At 51.5% G+C, this 23812-nt stretch carries 21 protein-coding genes; 2 read left to right on the top strand and 19 right to left on the bottom strand.

Features of this window, described 5'->3' with window-relative positions:
• Positions 1–102: 102 nt before the first annotated feature.
• The 4 genes from FCN15_RS02940 to FCN15_RS02925 form a co-directional block, all read right to left on the bottom strand.
• Entirely contained in the window at positions 103–891 is a 789-nt protein-coding gene (locus tag FCN15_RS02940) for an HAD family hydrolase (RefSeq protein ID WP_138493468.1), read from the bottom strand.
• A 34-nt stretch (positions 892–925) separates the two neighbouring features.
• Positions 926–1309, bottom strand: coding sequence for a hypothetical protein (locus FCN15_RS02935; RefSeq protein ID WP_238996485.1), 384 nt, complete (start codon positions 1307–1309; stop codon positions 926–928).
• A gap of 173 nt (positions 1310–1482) precedes the next feature.
• Positions 1483–1659, bottom strand: coding sequence for a DUF896 domain-containing protein (locus tag FCN15_RS02930; RefSeq protein WP_138493466.1), 177 nt, complete (start codon positions 1657–1659; stop codon positions 1483–1485).
• Positions 1660–1837: 178 nt separating this feature from the next.
• The gene (locus FCN15_RS02925; RefSeq protein WP_420819538.1) at positions 1838–2221 is read right to left on the bottom strand and encodes a LysM peptidoglycan-binding domain-containing protein; all 384 of its coding nucleotides are present in this window, start codon (positions 2219–2221) and stop codon (positions 1838–1840) included.
• 202 nt (positions 2222–2423) lie between these two features.
• Here FCN15_RS02925 and lexA point away from each other — a divergent pair, with 202 nt between their 5' ends.
• Both lexA and FCN15_RS02915 read left to right on the top strand, forming a co-directional pair.
• Positions 2424–3050 carry a transcriptional repressor LexA gene (lexA, locus tag FCN15_RS02920; protein ID WP_138493464.1) on the top strand — a complete coding sequence of 209 codons (627 nt, stop codon included), beginning with the start codon at positions 2424–2426 and terminating at the stop codon, positions 3048–3050.
• A 270-nt stretch (positions 3051–3320) separates the two neighbouring features.
• Positions 3321–4187 carry a YitT family protein gene (locus tag FCN15_RS02915; protein WP_203232086.1) on the top strand — a complete coding sequence of 289 codons (867 nt, stop codon included), beginning with the start codon at positions 3321–3323 and terminating at the stop codon, positions 4185–4187.
• Between the two features lie 91 nt (positions 4188–4278).
• Here FCN15_RS02915 and FCN15_RS02910 read toward each other — a convergent pair whose 3' ends face one another.
• The 15 genes from FCN15_RS02910 to FCN15_RS02840 all read right to left on the bottom strand — a co-directional run.
• Complete coding sequence (locus tag FCN15_RS02910; RefSeq protein WP_138493995.1) at positions 4279–5322, bottom strand: NAD(P)/FAD-dependent oxidoreductase; 1044 nt, start codon at positions 5320–5322, stop codon at positions 4279–4281.
• 216 nt (positions 5323–5538) lie between these two features.
• Positions 5539–6867 carry a type I glutamate--ammonia ligase gene (glnA, locus tag FCN15_RS02905; protein ID WP_138493463.1) on the bottom strand — a complete coding sequence of 443 codons (1329 nt, stop codon included), beginning with the start codon at positions 6865–6867 and terminating at the stop codon, positions 5539–5541.
• 120 nt (positions 6868–6987) lie between these two features.
• Complete coding sequence (locus FCN15_RS02900) at positions 6988–7398, bottom strand: MerR family transcriptional regulator (protein WP_068695526.1); 411 nt, start codon at positions 7396–7398, stop codon at positions 6988–6990.
• A gap of 89 nt (positions 7399–7487) precedes the next feature.
• Positions 7488–8741: a methionine gamma-lyase family protein gene (locus tag FCN15_RS02895; RefSeq protein ID WP_138493462.1), complete on the bottom strand. Its 1254-nt coding sequence runs from the start codon at positions 8739–8741 to the stop codon at positions 7488–7490.
• A 116-nt stretch (positions 8742–8857) separates the two neighbouring features.
• Positions 8858–10147 (bottom strand): GTPase HflX, encoded by a 1290-nt coding sequence (hflX, locus tag FCN15_RS02890; protein ID WP_138493461.1) that lies wholly within the window; start codon positions 10145–10147, stop codon positions 8858–8860.
• Positions 10148–10189: 42 nt separating this feature from the next.
• Positions 10190–11188, bottom strand: coding sequence for an AAA family ATPase (locus FCN15_RS02885; RefSeq protein WP_138493460.1), 999 nt, complete (start codon positions 11186–11188; stop codon positions 10190–10192).
• Between the two features lie 93 nt (positions 11189–11281).
• Positions 11282–11932 (bottom strand): YdcF family protein, encoded by a 651-nt coding sequence (locus FCN15_RS02880; protein ID WP_138493459.1) that lies wholly within the window; start codon positions 11930–11932, stop codon positions 11282–11284.
• On the bottom strand, positions 11929–12501 hold the full coding sequence (locus tag FCN15_RS02875) for a ribonuclease FAU-1 family protein (RefSeq protein ID WP_138493458.1): 573 nt from the start codon (positions 12499–12501) through the stop codon (positions 11929–11931). The genes FCN15_RS02880 and FCN15_RS02875 overlap by 4 nt, the downstream gene beginning before the upstream one ends.
• 198 nt (positions 12502–12699) lie before the next feature.
• Positions 12700–15279, bottom strand: coding sequence for a PBP1A family penicillin-binding protein (locus tag FCN15_RS02870; RefSeq protein WP_138493457.1), 2580 nt, complete (start codon positions 15277–15279; stop codon positions 12700–12702).
• Between the two features lie 129 nt (positions 15280–15408).
• A complete protein-coding gene (gene hfq, locus FCN15_RS02865; RefSeq protein WP_138493456.1) occupies positions 15409–15642 on the bottom strand; it encodes an RNA chaperone Hfq in 234 nt (77 codons plus the stop codon).
• Between the two features lie 23 nt (positions 15643–15665).
• Positions 15666–16649, bottom strand: a complete 984-nt coding sequence (gene miaA, locus FCN15_RS02860; RefSeq protein WP_138493455.1) for a tRNA (adenosine(37)-N6)-dimethylallyltransferase MiaA — start codon at positions 16647–16649, stop codon at positions 15666–15668.
• Positions 16639–17421: a class I SAM-dependent methyltransferase gene (locus FCN15_RS02855; protein WP_138493454.1), complete on the bottom strand. Its 783-nt coding sequence runs from the start codon at positions 17419–17421 to the stop codon at positions 16639–16641. The genes miaA and FCN15_RS02855 overlap by 11 nt, the downstream gene beginning before the upstream one ends.
• 15 nt (positions 17422–17436) lie before the next feature.
• A complete protein-coding gene (gene mutL / locus FCN15_RS02850; RefSeq protein ID WP_138493453.1) occupies positions 17437–19566 on the bottom strand; it encodes a DNA mismatch repair endonuclease MutL in 2130 nt (709 codons plus the stop codon).
• Positions 19567–19658: 92 nt separating this feature from the next.
• Positions 19659–22370, bottom strand: a complete 2712-nt coding sequence (gene mutS, locus FCN15_RS02845) for a DNA mismatch repair protein MutS (protein ID WP_138493452.1) — start codon at positions 22368–22370, stop codon at positions 19659–19661.
• A 147-nt stretch (positions 22371–22517) separates the two neighbouring features.
• On the bottom strand, positions 22518–23812 hold a 1295-nt coding region (locus FCN15_RS02840), incomplete at its 5' end, for a putative amidoligase domain-containing protein (RefSeq protein WP_138493451.1).

Genomic DNA, 23812 nt, shown 5'->3' with positions numbered 1-23812 from the left:
TGTAAGAAAAGAAAATTCCAACTGAACATGTCAGATTTTCTATCCCCTTCCTCAAAATAAAAAGCCGCCAGCCGTCCTCAAGGACAGCCAGCGGCTCTTATCCTATCTTTCCACGATCTCCATCAGCTCGGAAAGATGGCGAATTTCATAGTCTGGAATGATTTCATCATTTCTAGTCTTGCCGTCACGATTGATCCACACCGACGGGATACCGGCAGCCAGTGCGCCCTTGATATCCGTTGTAAGCTTATCGCCAACCATTACGGTTTCCTGAGATGAAGTACCCAGAAGCTCCAAAGCGCGTTTAAAAATCGTCACATCCGGCTTGCCGCGCCCAAAGTTTCCGGAAATGATCACGTGATCGAAATAGGGCAGCAATTCAGGCACTCCATTAAGCTTCTCCTGCTGCAGGGAAGGACACCCGTTCGTTAACAGCAGAAGTTTCACCTTGCCTTTCAGCTCGATCAGCACTTGAAAGGTTTCTTCATACGTATAGGGCCGTGACCGTCGTTCAGAAGCAAACAGCTCCCCTAACTCAGCGGCCAGGCTTTCGTTGTCTATACCGCAGGCTTTAAGGCCTCTGTACCAGGATTCCTTCCGGTAAGAAGGCACCAGGCTCTGCAGGGCTCTGAACTCAGGCTGCTCCCCGCCGTCAAAGTTAGCCCACAAGCCCTCAAACGGATTAATACCGATCATTTGAGTGAAAGGAAATGTCTCATAAGATTCGTACAAAGCTCTCGCTTCGGCACGTACAGCAGCCTCCAGCTGGTCAACATCCACTCCAGTTTCTTCTTGCGCTCTCAAGCAAACTGCATGAAACGTTTCTTTCACACTGCGTTCATCCCACAAAAGTGTATCATCAAGGTCGAAACAAACTGCTTTCACTGACATCCCCGTTCCCCCCGGTTCGTGACGATTAATGGTGTTAATTCTTCTCCAGTACTACTCCGTGTGCAGCTGCGAATTGCTGCAATGCCTCTCCCATTTTATCTGTTTCAAAGAGGTTGCGGCTCCGTGAAAAGGTCCAAACAGGCTCTTTTGTTTTTGGCACGATGGTGATGGTTTTGCCAGACCATTTAATTTTTGCGATGGAACCCGCTTCCAAGCTGCGGTCCCGGTTAAATTTGGTTGTGAAAAGTTTATTTTTGTAAATTCGCAGATAGGGCTTTCTCAGGAAGATAATCAGCGCGAATACAAAATACAGGGCAACCGTAATGACGTAAAGGGTGTTAATACTCTCCGTACCGCCCACAAATCCCATAGCGGCGTAAAGTGCGCCCAGGAAAACAAACAGCATCGGCAGGAGCATATTGCGCCCTTTAAAAATGGTTCCTTCGCCTCTGCTCCCTAAAGTGCCGCCGGGCTTTACTCCCTTCTTCTCCTGCTTAAGGTTATATTTTTGGCGGTTCTTTTCTACTTTTCTCTCAAATGATCTTGACATTCCCTTGCTTCCTCCCTGACCGAGTATCCGGATAATCCCGGCTAATTCTTATCAACGATTTCAATCGATTCAAGCTGCTGACGGAAGTTTCTGCGGATGTTGCCAAGATATATTTCACGCAGCTCTGCGCGTTCCAGCTTCTCCTCTTCAGTAAGCCCTTCTGCTTTATGTTTGCGGGCCAACTCGTTAATGCGCTGTACCAAACTATCGATGTCCATATGGTCCTCCTTCATTAAAGGCATTACTCTTAACTTTGACATGTCAAAAAGAGCTTGTCAAGGCGCGAAAGGGCCGCAGCAAGCTCTGAATTTTTCAGCACTATTTCAGCACTACTGATTAAATTTACTTGGCCGGAATTTAGGTGATCAAGCGCAATTTCTGCTTAATTAACTGTAATCAGTTAATGTTAGGTAGATTAAGAACATCACCGGCGGCAATCCCGCTGTCTGAGAGATGATTCAATACAATCAGTTTGTGTACGTATTTGCGGGTATCCATGCCATCAGGCTTATGGGTCAAGGCAATATTCCAAAGCGTATCTCCGGACATAACAACAATTGTTTCATAGGCTGGATCCTTTGCTGGCGTTGACGATGATGCAAAAGCGGTAATAAAACCTGTAAACGAGAGAACAAGAACAGCTATTACCAGCAGCATGCGAACATGAGATTTACGAGGCAAGCGTGAAAAGGACTTCTTATCAGATATAATTACCGAGCCAGTTGAAGACGCAAGAGAAGTCTGCGGCGAATAGATACTCTTATATGTACTGTATTTCAACATCATAACCACTCCCAAACATTTGTTCTGTTTCTGCTGAAATCAATATAACACGAACATGTGTTTCGATCAATAGTTTTTCAGAACAATTGTTCCCCTGTTTATTATATTCATTTCTATTCTATTTAGAACTTACGTTTGTACGAACGGAGGTTCTATGTTATAATTTTTCCAAACGTTACTAAGATGGGATTGATCACTTATGTCGAAAGTGTCCAGCCGCCAGCAGGCGATCTTGGAATTTATACGCAATGAAGTCCGATTGAAAGGTTATCCTCCATCTGTTCGGGAGATTGGGGAGGCTGTGGGGCTTGCCTCCAGTTCAACCGTTCACGGCCATCTTGACCGTTTGGAGAAGAAAGGCTTCATTCGCAGAGACCCGACAAAGCCGCGGGCGATCGAGCTGCTTGGGCAGGAGGAATCCGAGAATTCAAGCATGTTTGCCCAGACAGTATCCAGAATTCCGGTCGTCGGCAAAGTTACTGCAGGTGTTCCGATTACAGCTACAGAAAATATCGAGGATTACTTTCCTCTGCCGAACCATTTTGTAGGCGATAAAGAGGTTTTTATGCTTGCAGTCATGGGGGAAAGTATGATCGAAGCAGGCATTCATAATGGGGATTACGTTATCGTCCGGCAGCAGCAAACCGCAGAAAATGGAGATATCGTAGTAGCAATGACGGAAGAAGATGAAGCGACGGTCAAAACCTTTTACAAGGAAAGGGACCATATCCGGCTCCAGCCGGAGAACCCCGCTTTTGAACCGCTTCGCTTGAAGCATGTGACGATTTTGGGTAAAGTGATCGGTTTATTCAGAGATTTCCATTGAAACTGAAATTATTCATTTAGTTTGTTGGAGCATCCAGCTTACTTATTTTTAACCGTTACATAAAAGGCAGCTTTCTCCGGTCCGGAGATTGGCTGCTTTTTTATTCCCTGAGTAGCTGGACGATTTTAAGCGAGGGTCATGAGGGATATAATAAATAGAGATTTTATTAAAGATGTGGTATATTGATAAAAAAAGTTATCTGAATTGATAATTTATTTCTATCATTATCTGCGAGTGAAACTATACAAAAAAGGATTGAACCCATTGAATCTGCAAGGATCTTCAGAATTTATCAAACGAAAGACCGCTCCCCTCAAGCCTGCCCAGGAAGTTGTTATTATTCTTCTATCCGCATTGCTCGTTGCTGCCGGTTTAAACCTGTTTCTGATCCCCCATCAATTGCTGTCAGGCGGTATAGCGGGCGTTGCTTCTATTATTGGTTACTTGACCGGCTGGAATATTTCGATCGTTTATTTTGTACTTAACGTGCCCTTAATCATTTGGGGCTGGAAAGCTGTTGGCCGGCGGTACATCGTATTAAGCTTAATCTCGGTAGTTGCGACAACCTGGTTTATGGCAGTTATCCCTGTAGTTAATATTACTCATGATCCTACGCTAGGTGCGGTTGCAGGAGGGATTATCTCCGCGATCGGGATCGGATTTTCACTGCGGGTGGGCGGTTCTACTGGCGGATTTGATATTGTCGGCTCCATCATTACCCGAAAATACGACTTGCCTATCGGCAACATTCTGTTTGTTCTGAACGGGCTTGTCTTTATTGTGCTCGGCTTCTATAAGAACTGGGATCTTGCCCTTTATTCCCTTCTTTCAACCTTTATCAAAGGAAAAGTCGTGGATTCCATACATGTTGGACATATTAAAGTGACCTGCTTCATTATCACCAGAGAAAAAGACCGGATGCTCACTGAGCTCCGCAAGCTTCATCACGGCATTACCTGCATAGATTCCCAAGGGGGTTACAGCCAAGTCGGCAATGCAACCCTTATGACCGTTACGACCCGTTACGAGCTTGCGGCAGTCCGAAAAGCTGTACTCACAACTGATCCTCATGCCTTTATGAACGTCGTGCAGTCCACGGAAATTGTCGGTCGTTTTGCGAGAGGACATATGAAATAGACAAGTATGTACAAGACAATAATAAACCCCATGGGCTGGCCAGAGCCAGATCGTCCATGGGGTTTAATTTTTTTAGAATTTAAAAATGATCTCAGTCCTCTTCGACCGCTACACCAAGTGCACGGTTCTTCTCTTTGAAGCGGCTGTTGTGTGAAGAGACATAGGCCACCCGCTCGGCGCTTGGATCAATATACAGCTTGGCACTATTTACGGCCAATACGGCATCCGTAAACGTCCCTGCAATGAGGCGCACTTTACTGTCATAATTGACAAAATCACCCGCGCCAAAGATACCAGGAATATTCGTCTCCAGCTTGGAATCCACATCAATCCACCATTGGCCGAGATTCAATCCCCAATCCCGAATCGGTCCAAAATCTGTTTTCATTCCATGGCTGACAATTATCGCATCTACATCGATTTGCTCGGTTTCTCCAGACTCAGTATGACTGATGGTTACCTGCTCAATGGCCTCCCCATCATTGCTGTGAAGCTTCTCAAGAACATAAGGTGTTTTGATGACAGTTGAAGACTGCTTCATCTTCTCAACGCTCCGCTCATGTCCTCCAAACTCTTCCCGGCGGTGCACAACAGTTACACTCTCAGCAAGGGTGACAAGCTCATTTGCCCAGTCCACCGCTGAATCTCCGCCGCCAGAGACCAGAACACGTTTACCGCGAAACACTTCAAGCTCTTGAACCGTATAGTGCAAATTGCTTACTTCGAAGCGGTCTGCACCCTCAATTTCCAGCTTAGCCAGCTTACGAAATCCGTAACCAATCGCCATAATCACGGTCTTGGTCCAATGCTGCTGACCCGAAGCTGTTGTAAGCAAGATCGTCCCGTCCTCCAGGCGGCTGTACCCTGTAACCTGCTCATTAAAAATCAAGGTTGGATCAAAGGTTCTAGCCTGCTTCTCCATTTGCGCCATCAAATCAACACATAAGATGGGGCCAACTCCCCCAACATCCCAAATCATCTTCTCCGGATAAATAAGCATTCTGCCGCCAAGCCGGTCGTTCGCCTCAATCAGCTTGGTCTTCATATCCCGCATTCCGCTGTAGAAAGCCGAATACATACCGGCAGGGCCGCCCCCGATAATCGTTACATCATACAGCTCAAGTGATGGGTTCAACATTATGTACGTCCTCTCTCTCCGCATAGACTTATCTATCATTCCAGTATGTTTACGTCTTATGATTTCAGTAAATCCATTATACACCAAATGATAATAATTATCATTATCATATACAATAAAATTTCACAATTCACTGGTCAGCGTCAGCGGAGAAATTAAAGGATTTACCAAATAAAAAACCCCCGAGGCCTACGGCCCCAAGGGTTTGTCCACTTAATACAAAGTCATATATTGATCGCGTTCCCATTGATGTACTTGCGTGCGGAACATGTCCCACTCGATTTCTTTCAGCTCATAGAAGTGAGTAACCGCGTGCTCGCCAAGTGCGTTAACAACTACTTCGCTGCGGATCAGCTCGCTGAGCGCTTCTTTCAAGTCCGACGGCAAGCTAGGAATACCCTCTTCCAAACGCTCCTCTTCAGACATTACATAGATGTTACGGTCGATTGGAGCAGGAAGCTTCAGTTCGTTCTTAATGCCGTCCAAACCTGCCTTAAGCATAACAGCCAATGCCAAATATGGATTTGCCGCCGGGTCAGGGTTCCGAACCTCTACACGTGTGCTGAGACCGCGGGAAGCCGGAATCCGGATCATCGGGCTGCGGTTGCTGGCAGACCAGGCTACATAACAAGGCGCTTCATAACCTGGAACCAGACGTTTGTAGGAATTCACAGTCGGGTTTGTTACTGCTGCAAATGCGCGGGCATGTTTCAGAATACCGGCCATGTAATAACGCGCTTCCTGGCTCAAGCCCAGATCGTCGCTCTCATCATAGAACGCATTCTCATTGCCGCGGAACAAGGACTGATGGCAGTGCATACCGGAACCATTCACTCCGAACAGCGGTTTTGGCATGAATGTAGCATGCAATCCGTGTTGGCGGGCAATGGTTTTTACAACAAGCTTAAAAGTCTGAATTTGGTCAGCTGCTTGAACTGCATTGGCGTATTTGAAGTCGATTTCATGCTGGCCAGGAGCTACTTCGTGGTGGGATGCTTCGATTTCAAAGCCCATTTCCTCAAGACAAATAACAATTTCACGGCGGCAGTTCTCACCCAGGTCCGTAGGTGCCAAATCAAAATATCCGCCCTGGTCATTCAGCTCAAGAGTCGGGTTCCCTTTATCATCAGTCTTAAACAGGAAAAATTCCGGTTCCGGACCTACATTCATTGAAGTATAGCCCATTTCTTCTGCTTCTTTAAGCGCACGTTTCAGAATACCGCGCGGGTCTCCAGCAAATGGAGTTCCATCCGGCATATATACGTCACAAATCAGACGTGCAACCCGATCTGAAGTCACCCAAGGGAAAATGACCCAAGTGCTCAGGTCAGGGTACAGATACATATCCGATTCCTCAATACGCACATAGCCTTCGATGGAAGAACCGTCAAACATCATTTTGTTATCCAGTGCTTTCTCAAGCTGGCTTACCGGAATTTCCACGTTCTTGATTGTACCGAGCAGATCCGTAAATTGAAGACGGATAAATCGAACATTCTCTTCTTCTGCAATCCGCAAAATATCCTCTTTGCTGTAACTCACAATACCCTCTCCTTGTCAGTGATATTCTATCTTGGTAACAACCGTGATGAACAAACATATGTAGAAAAATAGGTAACATCAGGTTGCCCCGGGCTGTCATAAGCGGGAGCAGGAGCCCGATTATGACTTAAAGAAACGGGAAAGTTCCCCTTGGATCAATGAAACCTGACCAGGTCTTCTCCCGGTTACCAACTGCTGTTTAAGCATTCTGTATAATTGCGAATCCGTTAATTCCTTGCGCTTCTCCTCGGTATCATCGGTAAGCACGGTCGCATCCTGGGATTCTTTTGCAACCGGATTCATAACCTGTTTGATTCCAGCGATGTTAACGCCTTTATCGATCAGCGCCTTAATCTCCAGCAAACGTTCAACATCGTTAAAGGAAAACAGACGCTGGTTACCCGAAGTTCGTGCAGGCACAATTAACTGATGTTGTTCATAATAACGGATCTGGCGAGCCGATAAGTCAGTAAGCTTCATCACAATACCGATTGGGAATAAGGCCATGTTTCTCCGTATTTCATCACCCATCGCTCTCAACCTTCCAATAATGTTAATGTTTTTTCTGAGTTCATTTTATGTTACGTTGTCTAACATGTCAAGCCAGAATCAGGTAAACATTAGAGGAGATTGATGTCTTTCATCTTTTCAAGCGAAGACATTATAGCAAATTTGACATGAGAATACGTAAGTCCGCCCTGCATATAAGCAATATAAGGCTCGCGAATCGGTGCATCGGCACTAAGCTCAAGGCTTCCTCCTTGTATAAAGGTCCCAGCAGCCATAATCACGGGATTCTCATACCCCGGCATATCCCAAGGCTCCGGAACAACATGCCCGTCAACCGCAGAAGCCTTCTGGACACCCTGCACAAAAGAAATCAGCTGATCCGCCGTTTCGAACGAGATCGCTTGAATCAAGTCCGTCCGGGGTTCGTTCCAGCGAGGCTTTGTAACAAAGCCTGCCTGCTCATAAACAGCAGCAGCAAGTATGCTTCCTTTAAGTGCTTGTCCAACAATGGTTGGAGCCATAAACAACCCCTGATAAATTCCCCTGGTCGTTCCAAGCATGGCGCCGACTTCACCGCCAATTCCAGGAGCCGTTAAGCGGTAAGCAGCAAGCTCGACATACTTGGATTTGCCGCAAATGTAGCCGCCCGTTTCAGCCAGTCCTCCACCCGGATTCTTAATTAATGAGCCTGCCATGAGATCCACGCCAACCTGGGTCGGTTCAAGCTCCTCCGTAAATTCTCCATAGCAATTGTCGACGAATACGATAAGATCCGGTTTAACTGCCTTCAGCCGAGCCACCATCTCTCCGATTTCCTGGACTGAAAAAGAGCTCCGCCAGTCGTATCCTCTTGAGCGCTGTATGCCGATGACTTTTGTATGCTCGTTAATTCCTTCGGTCACGGCATCCCAATCAACTTTTCCGTTCTCCAGAAGGGCGGCTTCCTTATATCCGATTCCAAAGTCGGCCAGCGAGCCGGTGCCGTCGCCGGATTTTCCGATCACTTTATGTAACGTATCATAAGGTCTTCCTGTAATGTAAAACAGCTCATCTCCCGGACGCAATACGCCGAACAGAGCCGTAGAAATCGTATGCGTGCCTGAAGCAAAATGAGGCCGCACCAGCGCGGCTTCCGCACCAAATACTTCGGCGTACACCAAATCCAGCACTTCACGTCCACGGTCGTTATAGGCATATCCGGTAGAATTGGAAAAATGATAATCGCTCACCTTGTGCTTCTGGAAAGCTTCAATTACCTTCCATTGATTCTGATCGACGATCCGGTCAATGGCAGCCAGCGCCGGTGCCGTTAAAGCTTCTGCATCTCTAACTCTAGTTAAGGTTTCCTCTGAAAAAACAGCCATTCGCTTTCTTCTCTCCTCTTAAATCGAGGTTCACCGCGGCTGGTCAAGCAGCAATGAACCTCTTATGTCACTTGAATGTCATCTCTATGTTACTTAAATTACCACTTTGTCACAAGTTACGCCTTAGTCACGTAAGGTTCAAGCTTATGCTTCTGTTTCAAATAATCATCATGATTCACTTGGACTTTATAGATCACAGAATCCTGCTCCGTGCCCTGTTCTTCTACCCTGCCGATCCGATGAATTAATGCAATCAGATCACCTTGGGAGGCAGGCAGCTTAAAGGTAACCGTTTCGCCGGTTAAATGCTCCTGGATTGCTGCCACTACTCTAATGAGATCATCATCATTATAAGCACTGATCTTCAAGGCAGAACCGGAAGACGGCAGCATTTCCAGCTGTTCAGGTCCGCAGAGGTCGATCTTGTTAAACAAGAGGATCTGCGGTTTGTCTCCCGCCCCAAGCTCATTCAGAATATCGCCCACCACCCGCATCTGCTCTTCCCGGTTATCAGAAGAAGCATCAACTACGTGGAGGATCAAATCTGCTTCGTTGACTTCTTCCAGGGTGGCACGGAAGGAGGCAACCAGGTCGTGGGGCAGATTCTGAATAAAACCAACGGTATCCGTCAGAACGATTTCTTTCCCGCTGGGCAGGATCAGATTACGAGTCGTAGGGTCCAGTGTTGCAAACAGCTGGTTTTCGATATAGACGTCTGCTTCCGTCAATTGCTTAAGCAGCGTTGATTTGCCCGCATTGGTATAGCCGACAAGCGCAACCTGAACAATGCCTGTTTCCTTCCGCCGGCTCCGGTGAAGCTTACGGTGGCGGGTAACCTCCTCAAGCTGCCGTTTCAGATCATGAATCCGTCCGCGAATATGGCGGCGGTCCGTTTCCAGCTTACTTTCACCTGGACCCCTTGTCCCGATTCCGCCTCCGAGCCGTGATAAATTCTTGCCGTGCCCGGATAACCGCGGCAGAAGATACGAGAGCTGGGCAAGCTCGACCTGAATAATCCCTTCTCTTGTTTTCGCCCGCTGCGCAAAGATGTCAAGAATCAGCTGCGTGCGGTCAATAATTTTGACATCAAGCCGCTCCTCAAGATTACGGACCTGGGCACCCGAGAGCTCCTGATCAAATATCGCCGTATTGGCTTCCTGCTCGTGGATCAGGCCGGCCAGCTCCTCCACCTTGCCTTTTCCAAGAAAAAAGCGGGCATCCGGCGTTTCCTTGTTCTGGACAAGCTGTCCTCTCACCTCAACGCCGGCGGTCTCCGCCAAATTAACCAGCTCCTGGATGGAATAATCCGGGTCTATGCCGGTGCGTTTAACCTCATCAGTAATCAGACTCACTAGAACCGCTCGGTCCGGAAGGAACGGGGTCGTATCGTACGTTGTCTGCTTCATCTCACGCTAAGCTCCTTTTGCCAAATCACATGACTGAGCTGATTATAGAATGCCTGGCTTCTTCTCCGCTTTGGAATCAACCTTCAAATCTTCAGTCCGCAGGGTCATAAGCTCCAGCTTGCCCGGAGAGGACCCGCCGTATTGATTGAGCAGCCGTACGGCCTGCTGTCTGATCGAACGTTCGATCACGTTGCGCACATATCTTGCATTGCTGAAGGCGTATTCGCTTTCCAGCTTCTCCGCCATTAAATGCTGCTTTAATTTGAGTATCGCCTGCGGCATCAAAATATAATCGCGTTCCTTCGCCATCATTTCGGAAATTTGGATCAGCTGATCGACTGAGTAGTCCGGGAAATCAATTTGAATGGGAAACCGTGAGGGCAGCCCCGGGTTCGTCTCCAGGAAAAACTCCATCTCGTCCGAGTAGCCGGCCAATATTAGAATAAACTGATTCTTGTGATCCTCCATCGCTTTCACAAGCGTATCAATCGCCTCTTTGCCGAAATCCTTCTCACCGCCCCGGGCCAAGCTGTATGCCTCGTCTATAAATAAAATGCCGCCCATCGCTTTCTTCACAAGATCACGGGTCTTCTGAGCCGTATGACCGATGTATTCACCTACAAGGTCAGCGCGCTCTGCTTCGATCAGGTGCCCTTTGGACAATACGCCCATCTTCTGAAAAAGCTTGGCAACAATCCTGGCAACGGTTGTTTTGCCTGTACCCGGGTTGCCCCGGAATACCATGTGAAACACCTGGGCTTCAGACAGAAGCCCTGCGTCAGAACGAAGACGCGCAACCTGGAGCAGTGCAAAAATCTCATAGACCAGCGTCTTAATATTGTCGAGGCCTACCAGCTGTTCAAGCTCTTTGCGGATCTCCATAAAAGCGCCCTGCTGCTTCTCAGCAGGAGCAGGTGCGGCTTCCGTGTCCGGTACGGGTTGGGAAATGACGGGAGGTTCAGAGTTTCGGAGAATGACATTGATTTGTCTGGACGGTCTTTCGTCAGAGCGTCCGCTGCCGGCCATGGCACGCCCTTGCATGAAGGCATCACCTCATTTTAAAGTAAGGACTTTGAAAGTTACTGTTACACTATATTCTAGTTGACCTTACCTTATTAAAAGTTTTGGATGCACTCAAGTTACAGCCATGGTGATCAGCTGCAGCTTCCATTTCGTATAAGCCAGAACCTCGCGGATTTTGTAATACCCCTCATTCATCACCTTGGTACGCATCAGCGAAAGCTGAGGCCACTTGTAATCCAGTGCCCGGGCTATTTCCAGAGAGCGGCGTCCGTGGAAATCATGAGTAATGATGATAGCTGTCTTCAAGTTATGTTCTTCCATAATCCGCTGACTGTAGAGCAGATTCTCGTAAGTGTCGGTTGCCTTATTCTCAAGAAGGATCCGGTCCGCTGGGATCCCCTTGCTCTCCAGATATTCCGCCATGCCCTCCGCTTCGGTCAGCTGTGATTTGTCAGTGTCCAGTCCTCCGGTAACAATCAGCACGGAAAACTTGCCGTTCCGGTAATCCTGCACCGCACGTTCCAGGCGCTCCTCAAGCCCCGGGCTTGGTTTGTCATCCCACAAAGCAGCTCCCAGCACAATGCCGACATCCGCCTTCTCGGCCGGTTCTTTGCTCCGTTCACTCTCCACCTGCAGGGCAGCGTAGGCCAGCCATACAGCCAGCAGCAGGATCAGCAGTCCTGCCCCTTTAGCCAAAGATTTATAAAGGCTCCTCCTCCCTGCAGCAGCCAATCCATTAGCTTGATAGGTTCGCCTGCTCATGAAATGCCTCCGCTATCCCGAAATTTTAGCCTCTCCAGCTCAAAGCCTTGTCTGCAGTGATCTAGCGACATCAGGAAATAAGGGAAAGCATGCGCATCAATCATATGAAGCACCTCTCTGGCCGTCTGGGTGGCAAGTTCATAATCGCGCATGGTAATAATTCTGCGTCCCAATGCGTCATCAAGCTCATCCTGGTCGAGCAGAAATACTTCTCCGTTTCGAAGCACCACAATATCCAAATACAAATCATCAAACCAGGGAACTCCCTGGTCGGTCACACCCTGATGCTTGCAAATATCTATATACCATTCCACTATTTCATTCCGGTCATCAAACATCGCCGTTATAATATAATGAGCGTCTTTGGGGTAATACTGAAGCCAGGAATAACCTTTGTCTGCAATCCTAAAGGTATGTTTTCCGTAAGTTTTCCATAGCGGTTCTCTAAGCGCCTCAATACCGTATAACGTAATGTATCCGGAGAAATGGGGATCTTCTACATACCGCGAAGCAAACCTGCGTTGTGTTACGCGCCTCCAGTTCGCACGGTCTCCGAATTTTCGTTTCATGGTCAAGACCCTTTCCAGCACATATTAATTCCAGCTTATCACATTTGGTGTCCAGTCTCAAAAAGCGATTATCACCTTACATGTAAAATATCACATAAAAAAAAGAGATCAAGCAAAGATTTCGTCTCTCCGCTTGATCTCTATTCAAGTTAATTCATAATGGGTCAAGATAACTCATCATGGGGTCAAGTTAATTCATCACGGGGCGGTAGGAAGTTCGGTGCCGGATGCGCCCACCGGAACCCCAGGGTCTTCGCTTGCGGTTCCCGATGCGTGTTTCCCCTGCCCGTTCTCGGTTGATGCTGCTCCGGAGCTGCCCGGCTGTTCGGAGGCTTGCGTCCCCTCGTCCCCGCTGTTATCCTCGTTATTTCCCTCGCCCGTATCACTGCTCTCAGGCGCAGTTGTTTCACCAGGAGGGGCTGAAAGCATGTCACCCGCTGACTCTTCAGGCGGCGGACTTTCCTCCGGTGCGCTGACATCCGGGCTCGGTTCTTCCGAAGCCGGGGTCTGCTCTTCCGGAACGTCCACTTCCACTTTACCGGAAGGATCGCTCTCTTGGCCTTTCTCCTTATCGTAATACGTCACATAGTATTGATAAGTCTTGCCCGGTGCTACGCTCAGATCCTCGGCATCGGTCGTCAGCACGCTCATCAGCATCGAGAAATCCTGCTCATCCGATGCTTTGCGGTAGATCCGGTATTCGCCTCCGTCCGCCTGGTCAGGAGCGTTCCAGCTGAGCTTGACGGTTGCTGTGGAATTGTCAAATGATCCGCTGAGGCCTGTCACGCCTTGAGGAGCACTCTCCGAAGGAGGCGGCGCTGTCGGTTCAGACAAGTCGGAAGGCTTCTCAAAATCCGTAATCGGCACGTCTTTAAGAGCTTCCTTCATGACGGCACTGAACAGCTTGGCGGATTCACCGCTGCTGCCGTTCAGCAGATGATCTTTGTCCGGCTTGTCATAACCCATCCAGACCGCTGCGGTGTATTCCGGTGTGTAGCCGACAAACCAGGCGTCCCGGTTCTTGCTGCTGCCGGAGATGCCGCTTTGGGTGGTCCCGGTTTTACCTGCAATCGGGCGTTCGCCGAGGCTGGCATTTTTCCCCGTACCTTCGGTGACCACGTTCTGCATCATTTCTGTCATATAATAAGCGGTATCCTCGCTCAGCACCTGCTCCTGTTCCGGATTCCCGTGCTTATAAACGGTTGTTCCTTCCGGATCAACAATTTGTTTGATCGAATAAGCCTCATTATATTTACCATCATTGGCAAAAACGCTGTAGGCCTCAGCCATTTCCTTGACCGTTGTTCCTTTGGTCAGACCGCCGAGGGCGATCGCCAGGTTGTTGTCGGACGAATCCAGCTGAACGCCCATCTTCTCAGCATAGGAGATCCCCGTCTTAACACCGATCTGATTCAGCAGCCAGACGGCCGGGATATTTTCCGATTTCGTAATGGCCTCGGTCATCCCAATCGTATTCGAATACCCGTGCAGGTTGGTAGGACAATAATCGTTAAAGCACTGTTTCTCGTTGCTGAGCTCAGAGTTGACGTTGAACTTGCCTGTGTCAAGAGCCGGAGCATAAGCAACAATCGGTTTAAATGCAGAACCCGGCTGTCTGCGGCTGGTAATCCGGCTAAAGCCTTTACGTTCGTATTCGCGTCCGCCAAGGAGCGCCACAATGCCGCCGTTCTCATGATTCATGATGATCATCGCAGCCTGAACAGGCTGATCGTCAACACTTTCCTCGAAATTGTCATCATCGGCAAAAGCCTTCTCTACAGCCTTCTGCGCCTGGGCATCCATGGTGGTGTAGATCTTATATCCGCCGCGCACCAAATCGTCCTCGGTCAGGTCAGGCATCACGTCTTCTGCTTCGTCCATTACATAATCAATGAACGCCAGATAGTTCTGCTTGCTCGCCGGAGGCTGATAGTCATACACAACCGCTTTCGCCTCATCGCGCTGCTCTGCAGTAATGTAGCCCTGGTCATACATCAGATCCAATACGACTGCACGCCGCGCTGTCGAGGCTTCAGGATGGCGGAGCGGGTTATAAGCAGACGGTCCCTTCGGCATTGCAGCCAGAGTGGCAATCTGCCAGACATCCAGCTTATTCAAATCGGAGATGCCGAAATATTTTTCCGAAGCTGCTTTAATCCCATAGGTCGTGCCGCCAAAGTTGATCCGGTTCAGATACATGGTCAGGATTTCGTCTTTCGTATACTGGCGTTCGAGCGCCATGGCGATCGACATTTCGGTTGCTTTCCGGAAGAAGGTTTTGTCCCGGGTCAGGAAGATATTCTTCGCCAGCTGCTGGGTGATCGTGCTTCCCCCCTCAACCATACTTCTGGCTACAATGTCCTTCACCGCCGCCCGGCCGATCGACCAGAAATCGACCCCGCTGTGCTCGTAGAATCGTCTGTCTTCTGTCGCAACAAACGCTTCCTTCACCAGCTTCGGTATATCTTCACTGTCCACCGGATCGCTGGTCTCCAGGGACATTTCACCCATTAATTTGCCGCTGCGGTCAAACACCTGTGTCGGTCCGTTGATCTGCAGCTTGTCTTTATTCGCATCCAGAAGCTTCTCTCCATTTACCGTTATAAACAAATAACCTACAATTCCGCAGATTACAGCGATCGCAACGGTAAAGAAAGAGGTCCAAAAGATCATTCTGCCATTCAGGCGTTTCTTGTTCTTCTTGCCCTTCGGCTTCTCCGACATTTTGTCCGGTTTCTTATGGTTGCGTTCCATTCTTGACGGTCTGTCTGTCGGCATAACTTCATATGACTCCCTTCCGTGCCAAACTTGTTTCTTTCCGAAAGAAAAGAACAACCTGGGAAGGTTGCTCTCTTTCTCGGACTATAATATTAACGTTAAGGAATTGAAAAAGTTTCAAACGGGAGCTTACCCTTCCTGCTCCTGCATCAGCGAAACATTGCGCTGCGGCTGGAAAGTGGAAATCGCGTGCTTGTACACCATTTTCTGGCGTCCGTCGCTGTCAATAACGATCGTAAAGTTATCAAACGCTTTGACGGTTCCTCTGATCTGGAAACCGTTAGTCAAAAAGACGGTAACCGGGATGCTCTCTTTGCGCAATTGGTTCAAGAACGTATCTTGGATGTTAATGGATTTGTTCATTACCGTACCCCCAATAGGATCAATTAGTGTTTGTAATTATATTCAAGAGGAATCCCGAACTTTCCTGCTATTATAGCATGGATCTCCGCCAATTGTTCCGGAAACTTTTCACCGTCCGTCACATCGAACCAGTGGATATCCTTCATATGGCGGAACCAGGAAAGCTGGCGTTTGGCAAAATGCCGGGTATCCCGCTTCAATTTGATAACGGCTTCCTCAAGCGGCAGTCCGTCCAGAAGATGCTCGGCAATTTCCTTGTATCCCAGCCCCTGCAGGGACACTAAACTGCGCGAATAGCCTTTGTCAAGGAGCGATTCGACTTCCTTAACCAAACCTTGCTCAAGCATCAGGTCAATCCGGGCCTCAATTCGGTTATATAGCAATTGACGGTCCATTGTCAAACCGATGAGGCAGAGATTATACGGTGAAACCTTGTTTTGGCCTTTCAGCTGGCTGGATAAGGTCTGTCCAGTAAGATGGTGAATTTCCAGTGCCCTGATAATTCTCCGCAGATCATTCGGATGAAGTCTGCCGGCCGAATCCGGGTCAATGGCAGCTAATCTGTCATGCAGAGCTTCCGGCCCATGCTCATCGGCAAAACGCTGCTGCTCCGCTCGAAATTCCTCGTCCGCCGAGGCTTCAGCGAATTGATATTCGTAGCAGACGGACTCCACATAGAGACCTGTCCCGCCCACAATAAAGGGCAGATGTCCCCTGGAGGAAATCGCAGGAACCAGTTCGGCGCATGCCGCCTGAAAACGAGCAACAGAGAAAGCATCATCAGGCTCCAGCTCGTCAATCAAGTGGTGCGGCACCCCCTGCATTTCTTGCTTGGTAATTTTGGCTGTTCCAATATCCATACCACGATAAACCTGCATTGAATCGCCCGAGATAATTTCACAGGAAAAAGATTTAGCAAGCTCGATGCTGAGCTTTGTTTTTCCAACGGCTGTCGGCCCGACCAGCACCAGCAGATTCGGCTTATGTACGCCTGTTTCAGCGGTCAAGATGCATCACTCCGTACGTAATTTTTGTGCGGTTGCGCTCCGGTGTCCCGAAGCCGAGGCGTTCGAATTCGCCGCTGTCGCGCTTCTCTTTGAGCACCACGGTCTTTCTGGCTACGCGCCGTGCCTCTTCGATTGCCGCTAAAGACAAGGGCTCGTCATTGGCATAAGCCCTGAGCGGGGAAAGCGAAGAAGACTCCATTGTCGGCTCCCGGAACATAGGATCGAAATAAACGATGTCCACGCTCTTATCCGGGAGTGACTTCAGGCCTGTCAGGTGATCCGTATGACGGACTTCAATCCTCTGCAGCGCCTCCGTAAATTCCGCGATCTTCGCCCGGTAAGTCCGAAGCCCCTCTTTAAGCAGCATATAGAGAGGGAACGAGCTTTCCATAGCGATTACAGAACCCGCTGGGCCTGTCCCCACCGCAAACATCATGGAGTCAGCCCCCAGGCCCGCTGTGCAGTCCACGATCACGTCGCCGGGTACGACGCCTGCCGCCTCCAGCATTAAGTCTTTCTCGCCCTTCAGCACCCGTTTGGCGCGGACATAGGACATACTGGGGTGAAATTCCATCGGACGCTCAGAAGCCCCGGCCAGTCTTATCCGGTTCTCCAGGACGACCAGGACATCGCTGTCCCCTTTTACTGCTTTCAGTTCCTTCAGCGACCGTCCCGCCCGGCGGACATAGACTGCCCCGGCTTCAGCTTGTGCAAGCTCCTTGGCCCGGGCTACCGTTCTCGGAGATTCGTTCTCCCCGGTTGTAATAATCAAAATTTAACCCTCCAGTTACATCACTCTCTTAAACAGCTTCTCCAGATCATAAGCGGAGAAAGAAACGACAATCGGACGCCCGTGCGGGCAGGTGTAAGGCTGCCGGCAGGCGGCAAGCCGCTTGAGCAGCGTGTCCGCTTCGCTCGCTGTCAGCTTCTGATTCGCTTTGATTGAAGCTTTGCACGAGACCATGATGGACGACTTCTCTCTCAGCTTGGCCAGGTCGATGGAGCGCTCGTTCAGCACCCACTCGGCCATCTCTTCAACAAGCGCGGCTTCCTCGCCCTGCGGGAACCAGTACGGCAGCGACACCACACGAAAGGTTTGGCCGCCGAAATGCTCAAGCACCACGCCGACCTGTTCAAACCAGTGCAGGCGCTCCTTCAGCTTGGCGCTCTCGGAAGGCGTGAACTCGATGGTAATCGGCAGCAGCAGCTCCTGGGAAGCATCGGCCGGAGCACCGAATTTATCATAATAATATTCGTAGTTGACCCGTTCATGGGCCGCATGCTGGTCGATCAGATACAGCCCAGTATCGTTGTTGGCGATCAGATAGGTGCCATGATGCTGCCCGATATAGGTCAGCTCCGGAAACGCCGGCAGAGCAGCCTCTTCCTGCGCCGATTCATACAAACGGCTGGCTGCTGCCGAAGCGGAACGCTCCTGCTGGCCTTTGGCTGAATAGGGAGATGGAGATGAACCTGTAGCTCCCTCCGAATTCGTGTACGTCCGACCGGACCCGTACTCCGGCGGAGCACCCGCCGGAGAGCCGCCTCTCGCTGGGGAGACTGCTCTGGCAGGAGACTCCGTTCTGGCCGGAGAACCGGCACCGTTAGCGCCGGCCTGCCGCTGCCTTTTCCCCGAATACAACGGATTCAGGGAAGCCTGCTCACGAACTAAGGAGCCTGCTTCATCACCGGCACGTTCTCCCGGATAGTCTTCATTCGCTGCATGCGGCGGCGGAAAGCCAAGACCAGGCTGGGCTGCTGCTTCTGAAGAAGAGCCGCCTTGCTCTGAAGCCCGCGGCACTGGATCAGCATGAGTGGACGCAGCGGTTTCTTCATAGGACTGTCTGGAAGGAAAATGAAACTGCTCCTGAATCACCGAAGTGCTGCTGCCCCGGCTGATCTTCTGCTGCACCACTTTGGGAATCAAAACTTCCGAGGACAGTGTTTGTTTGATAGCCGTCTCCACGAAAGCAGTCAGCTCGGCTTCCTTGCTGAATCTGACCTCTAGCTTGGCCGGGTGCACATTCACATCGACAAGGGCGGGATGCATCTCCAGCTGGAGCACAAGTAGCGGGTACCTGCCGATGGGCAGCAACGTGTGATAGGCCCGCATTATCGCCTGCTGCAGCGCAGGATTACGGATATACCGGCCATTCACAATCGTTGACATGCCCGCCCGGTTAGAGCGGGTCAGCTCCGGTCTGCCGATATAACCGGTTACCTTGTAATCGGGATCCTCATGCGCCACACTCAGCATGCTTTTGGCCGCTTGATTGCCATAGATGGCTGCAATAACCTGGAGCATGTCGCCGGTGCCCGTCGTTTGAAGCAGAAGATTGCCGTTATGCCGCAGAACAAACCCGATTTCGGGGTGAGCCAGCGCCTGCCGGTAGACCACGTCAGAAATATGACCCAGCTCTGTCTGGATCGTTTTCATATATTTCAGCCTTGCCGGAGTGTTGTAAAATAATTCCTTAACCGTAATATCCGTCCCCTGCGGTGCGGGAGCATCCTCGGACGCTTTCAGGGTTCCGCCCTCAATCACAACCTGCCGTCCAAGCCCGCTGTCATTGTTAGAGGTTAACAGCGTCACTTTGGCCACTGCCGCGATACTCGGAAGAGCTTCCCCCCGGAAACCGAGGGTCCGGATCTGATAAAGATCCCGGCCGCTGCTGAGTTTGCTGGTAGCATGACGGTAAAAGGCCGTTTCGCAGTCCTCCGGATCAATCCCCGAACCGTTATCCGTAATGCGGATGCTGTCCAGACCGCCTTCCTCCACACTGATCTCGATTTTGGATGCTCCGGCATCAATGGAGTTCTCAACCAGCTCTTTGATGACCGAGGCTGGACGCTCGACTACTTCACCGGCTGCAATCTGGTTGGCGATATGCTCGTCAAGCACCTGAATTTTTGCCATTTATAGGTTCACCTCCGCATGATCAACGCGTTAGATTTGAGAATGAGATAAGAATTGAGAATGAGATAAGAATTGAGAATGAGCTGAACACGCTACAGATCCTTGGCTTTCATCTTCAGCTCATTCAGCAGTCCCATGGCCTGCAGCGGCGTCATGTTCATAATGTCCGCCTGCTTAAGCTGCTTGAGAAGGCCGCGGAGTCTGGCATCCTCCTTGGCAGAAGCCGACTGCGGCTGAACCGGCTCGTCACCGAACATGGAGAGCTGAATGATCCCCATGTCTGAAGCGGGCGCCGGCTTGGAATCAGCCGAAGCGGAAGCGGGTTCAACAGCCGCATAGACCGGAGAAGCATCTTCACGAACAGCTGAGACAGCATCCATTGAAGCAGCAGGAGAGGACATCTTGCCGGCTGCGACCGGTACTTGTTCCAGTTCGCCCAGCAGTCCCGAAGCCCGGTCGGTAATGACGGACGGCAGACCTGCAAGCTTGGCGCAGTAGATGCCATAGCTGGTGCTGGCCGCGCCAGGCACAAGCTTGCGCAGAAAATGCACCTTCTCGCCGCTCTCCTGCACCGCCATTGAATAGTTGCGGAGTCCGGGCAAAGCTGATTCGAGATGCGCAAGCTCGTGGAAATGCGTCGATACCAGCGCTTTGCAGCCGATTACGTCATGGACATATTCAATAACCGCCTGCGCGATGGCGATCCCCTCGGTCGTTGAGGTGCCGCGGCCCAGCTCGTCGATAATAATGAGACTGCGGGCGGTCGCTTTGTCCGTCATGACCTGGATATCCGCCATCTCCACCATAAAGGTGCTCTGGCCTCCGATCAGATCATCTGCGGCTCCGATGCGCGTGAAGATCCGGTCCACAATCGGAATCTCGGCACGGGCTGCGGGCACAAAGCAGCCAATCTGCGCGAGAATCGAAATCAGCGCCACCTGGCGCATGTAGGTGCTCTTGCCGGCCATGTTCGGCCCTGTAATCAGCAGGATGCTTGCATCCTGCTTCAATGCAGTTCCATTGGCAATAAAAGCTCTGCCTTCCATAACCGTTTCAACAACAGGATGCCGGCCGTTCTCCACGATCATGTCGTACCCGTCCGTCAGCACCGGTTTAACAAATCCCGAGTCTGAGCTGACCTCGGCCAGCGACCGCAGCACATCGATTTCGGCCACCGCTTCGGCCAGCCGCTGAAGCCTAGGAATATTAGCGCTCAGCTTGTCTCTTATTTCAGTAAACAGCCCATACTCCAGATCAAGCATCCGGTCTTCGGCTTCAAGGATAAGCGCCTCCCGCTCCTTCAGCTCCGGAGTTACAAACCGTTCAGCATTGGCCAGCGTCTGCTTGCGTTCATAGCGGCCTTCCGGCAATGCCGTCAGGTTGGATTTTGTAATTTCAATATAATAGCCAAATACTTTGTTGTAGCCCACCTTCAGCGACTTAATTCCCGTTGCCTGCCGCTCGGCTGCTTCCAGATCGGCGATCCAGCGCTTGCCGTTAGTGGAGGCTTCCCTGAGTTCGTCCAGCTTCGCATGATAGCCCGGGCGGATCAAGCCTCCATCCCGCACCGAAACGGGCGGATCATCAGCGATCGCCTCTTCAATCAGTTCAGCCAAATCCCCGCAGTCATCGAGCCCTGAAGCAAGCCGGGACAAGGTATTTGAGCGCGAATCCGAGCACAGCTCCTTCAGCTCAGGGATCTGGCGCAGCGACAGCTTCAAGGCGTTCAGATCACGTCCGTTAGCCGTTCCAAAAGCGATGCGCCCGACAAGACGCTCCAGATCGTAAATTCCTTTCAGCTTGTCTTTCAGGTCTTCACGCAGCATGAAAGCGCCAAACAGCTCCTCAACCGCTTCGAGCCGGGCTTCAACCTGACTGCTGGACAGGAGCGGCTTGTCCACCCAGCGCCGGAGCAGACGGGCGCCCATTGAGGTCTGAGTCCGGTCAAGGAGATGCAGCAGCGATCCCTTCTTGGAACGGTCGCGCACCGTTTCAACCAGCTCCAGATTCCGCCGGGTAAACGGATCAAGAATCATGAACTGCTCCGGTTCATAGGCGGAAATCCGGCTCAGCTGGCCGAGAGAGCGCTTTTGGGTCTCGCCCAGATAGGTGACCAGCATCGCCACGCAGGCTCTGCGCTCCGGCTCCAGCCTGATCCAGGCGGCTTCGCCGAACTGCCTGCGGCCGCTTTCATCCGGCGCCTTGGACCGGGGCGTATAAACTACCGGCTTGCCCAGCGGGCCGGCCTGCTCCTTAATCCAGCCGATCAGCCCCTCATCGCCGATGATTTCGGACGGTGTATAGATGCCGATTTCGTCCCGGAGCCATTCTTTACTGCTCGGAGAGGAGGTGACGTGAAGCTCTCCCGTGGAAAGGTCGCAGGCCGCAACGGCCATCACCTTGTCGATCTCAGTCACTGCAACCATATAATTGTTGCTCTTCTCCGAGACGGCTTTGCCTTCCATCATTGTGCCCGGGGTTACGACCCGGACAATCTCCCTGCGGACAACCCCTTTGGCTTCCGCCGGGTCCTCGACTTGTTCGCAGATGGCGACTTTATAGCCTTTTTCAATCAATCTTTGTATATAGCTTTCTGCCGAATGATACGGGACGCCGCACATTGGAATCTTCTCGTCGGCACCGCCTGCGCGGCCGGTTAATGTAATCTCAAGTTCTTTGGCTGCCAGAATCGCATCATCAAAAAACATCTCATAAAAATCACCCAAACGGAAGAACAGAAACGCGTCCTTTGCCTCTTCCTTCACGCTCAGATACTGCTCGATCATCGGCGTATATTTAGCCATTTGACGTACCCCCATGCCCATTCATAGAACTCTATTATATCAGAAAACAAGAACAGCTGCTCTGGTGGAAAACGGGGGAAAACAGGAAATGGAGACGAAAGGCAGCGGGTAACGCCGCGTATAGCTTCTCTTTCATTCCGAACCGGTTCAGTCTGCCTGCCCCTCTGATGCTGCCGTCAGCCTCCAGGCCCTGCGGATGTCACGGCTTTCGTCCCAGGTCCGGCCTTCTCTGACCGCCTGAAACATAGGCGCTATATACGCTTGGAAGCTCTCGTATGAAGCTAGCGACTCTGCGGCCTCGAGCGCTTTCAAGGCGAAAGGGCGAAGCGCTTCGCGGTTCCCTGTGTAAAAAGCTTTGAGCGCCGCCTCCGGAACCGGCGGTACCTCCGGGAGCCTGCCCGCCTTATATTCGGCAGCCACCAGCAGGGCGAGCGCTACCGCGCCTTTGGTGACCGAAGGGGACACCAGGAAGCTGGGCAGCGTCCGGTACTCGAAGCCGCCGTGGCTCTGCCGGCGGAAGTCCCCGAGACAGCCGTAGCGCGGGCGCCTGGACGCGCTGCGGCGGTCCTCCAGCACCGCGATTGGGATCGCCAGAAAGTGATCCAGAGCGCGCAGCAGCTGCGGCGTCAGCAGCACGCCGCTGAAATGCAGATGGCCGCCCAGAGGCAGGCCAGGCTGCGGCAGGCCGCCTGCCAGCCACTGCAGCGACTTGTCGGCGATCCTGCTCGAGGCTTCGCGCATGGCCGCCATAAGGCGGAGCACCGCCTCCCTCGGCTCCCCTGCCGGCTCGGGGCGCAGCTCTGCCAGCACAAACCGCCGCCTGCCCTGGATTCTGACCGAATCGGCTCCAGCCCGCCCGCTTGTCTGCAGAAATCTTGAAGCGGGAATAATCTTCCGCGCGCTTTGGTCAAACAGCAGAAACTCCGGGTCCATGCCGATCAGCAGGGCATTGTCCGCCTGCTCTTGACCCTTCTCTTTACCTTGCTCATGACCGCGTGCAGCCCACTTCCCGGGAAGGCCTCCGCCCAGACCGTCTGGCGGCAGCTCCCTCTCTGCTGCCCTCTTCTCCGCATTCTGCGCAGTTCTGTCAGCCGCAGCCTGCGCGGCCGCCCAGTCCCGGGCCGTTTGCAGCACCGCCCCGGCAAACAAACGGGCAGCGTCAGGGGCGCTTAAATCCGGCAGCTCCGTGATCCGGGCAATCTCCCAGCCGGCATTACCCGCCTGCAGGAGGACCTGCCCGAAATCAAGCCCCTGGGCGTAAAGGGCCTTGACCGCGGCTCTTTCAAGCCTGCGGAACTGCGGCGAATCCGGCTCCAGCCCGGATTCGAACGGCGTCCCGTCTTCGGCCGCGTGCACAGCCCGCAGGCCGAAGACGGTCACGGTGCAGCGGCGGCGGTACGCCCAGCCGCCGCTGCACCGCTCTGGCATGGCCGGCGCCAGCC

The sequence above is a fragment of the Paenibacillus pinistramenti genome (assembly GCF_005869875.1).
Lineage (GTDB): Bacteria > Bacillota > Bacilli > Paenibacillales > Paenibacillaceae > Fontibacillus > Fontibacillus pinistramenti.
Note: the sequence above shows the minus strand (reverse complement) of the source record. Positions and strands in the feature narration are given on the sequence as shown.

Coding starts and splice junctions, on each gene's coding strand:
- FCN15_RS02940 (WP_138493468.1), bottom strand. CDS start 891: ATGTCAGTGAAAGCAGTTTGTTTCGACCTTGATGATACACTTTTGTGG.
- FCN15_RS02935 (WP_238996485.1), bottom strand. CDS start 1,309: ATGCTCCTGCCGATGCTGTTTGTTTTCCTGGGCGCACTTTACGCCGCT.
- FCN15_RS02930 (WP_138493466.1), bottom strand. CDS start 1,659: ATGGACATCGATAGTTTGGTACAGCGCATTAACGAGTTGGCCCGCAAA.
- lexA (WP_138493464.1), top strand. CDS start 2,424: ATGTCGAAAGTGTCCAGCCGCCAGCAGGCGATCTTGGAATTTATACGC.
- FCN15_RS02900 (WP_068695526.1), bottom strand. CDS start 7,398: ATGGGTGATGAAATACGGAGAAACATGGCCTTATTCCCAATCGGTATT.
- FCN15_RS02895 (WP_138493462.1), bottom strand. CDS start 8,741: ATGGCTGTTTTTTCAGAGGAAACCTTAACTAGAGTTAGAGATGCAGAA.
- hflX (WP_138493461.1), bottom strand. CDS start 10,147: ATGAAGCAGACAACGTACGATACGACCCCGTTCCTTCCGGACCGAGCG.
- FCN15_RS02885 (WP_138493460.1), bottom strand. CDS start 11,188: ATGCAAGGGCGTGCCATGGCCGGCAGCGGACGCTCTGACGAAAGACCG.
- FCN15_RS02880 (WP_138493459.1), bottom strand. CDS start 11,932: ATGAGCAGGCGAACCTATCAAGCTAATGGATTGGCTGCTGCAGGGAGG.
- FCN15_RS02875 (WP_138493458.1), bottom strand. CDS start 12,501: ATGAAACGAAAATTCGGAGACCGTGCGAACTGGAGGCGCGTAACACAA.
- FCN15_RS02870 (WP_138493457.1), bottom strand. CDS start 15,279: ATGCCGACAGACAGACCGTCAAGAATGGAACGCAACCATAAGAAACCG.
- hfq (WP_138493456.1), bottom strand. CDS start 15,642: ATGAACAAATCCATTAACATCCAAGATACGTTCTTGAACCAATTGCGC.
- mutL (WP_138493453.1), bottom strand. CDS start 19,566: ATGGCAAAAATTCAGGTGCTTGACGAGCATATCGCCAACCAGATTGCA.
- mutS (WP_138493452.1), bottom strand. CDS start 22,370: ATGGCTAAATATACGCCGATGATCGAGCAGTATCTGAGCGTGAAGGAA.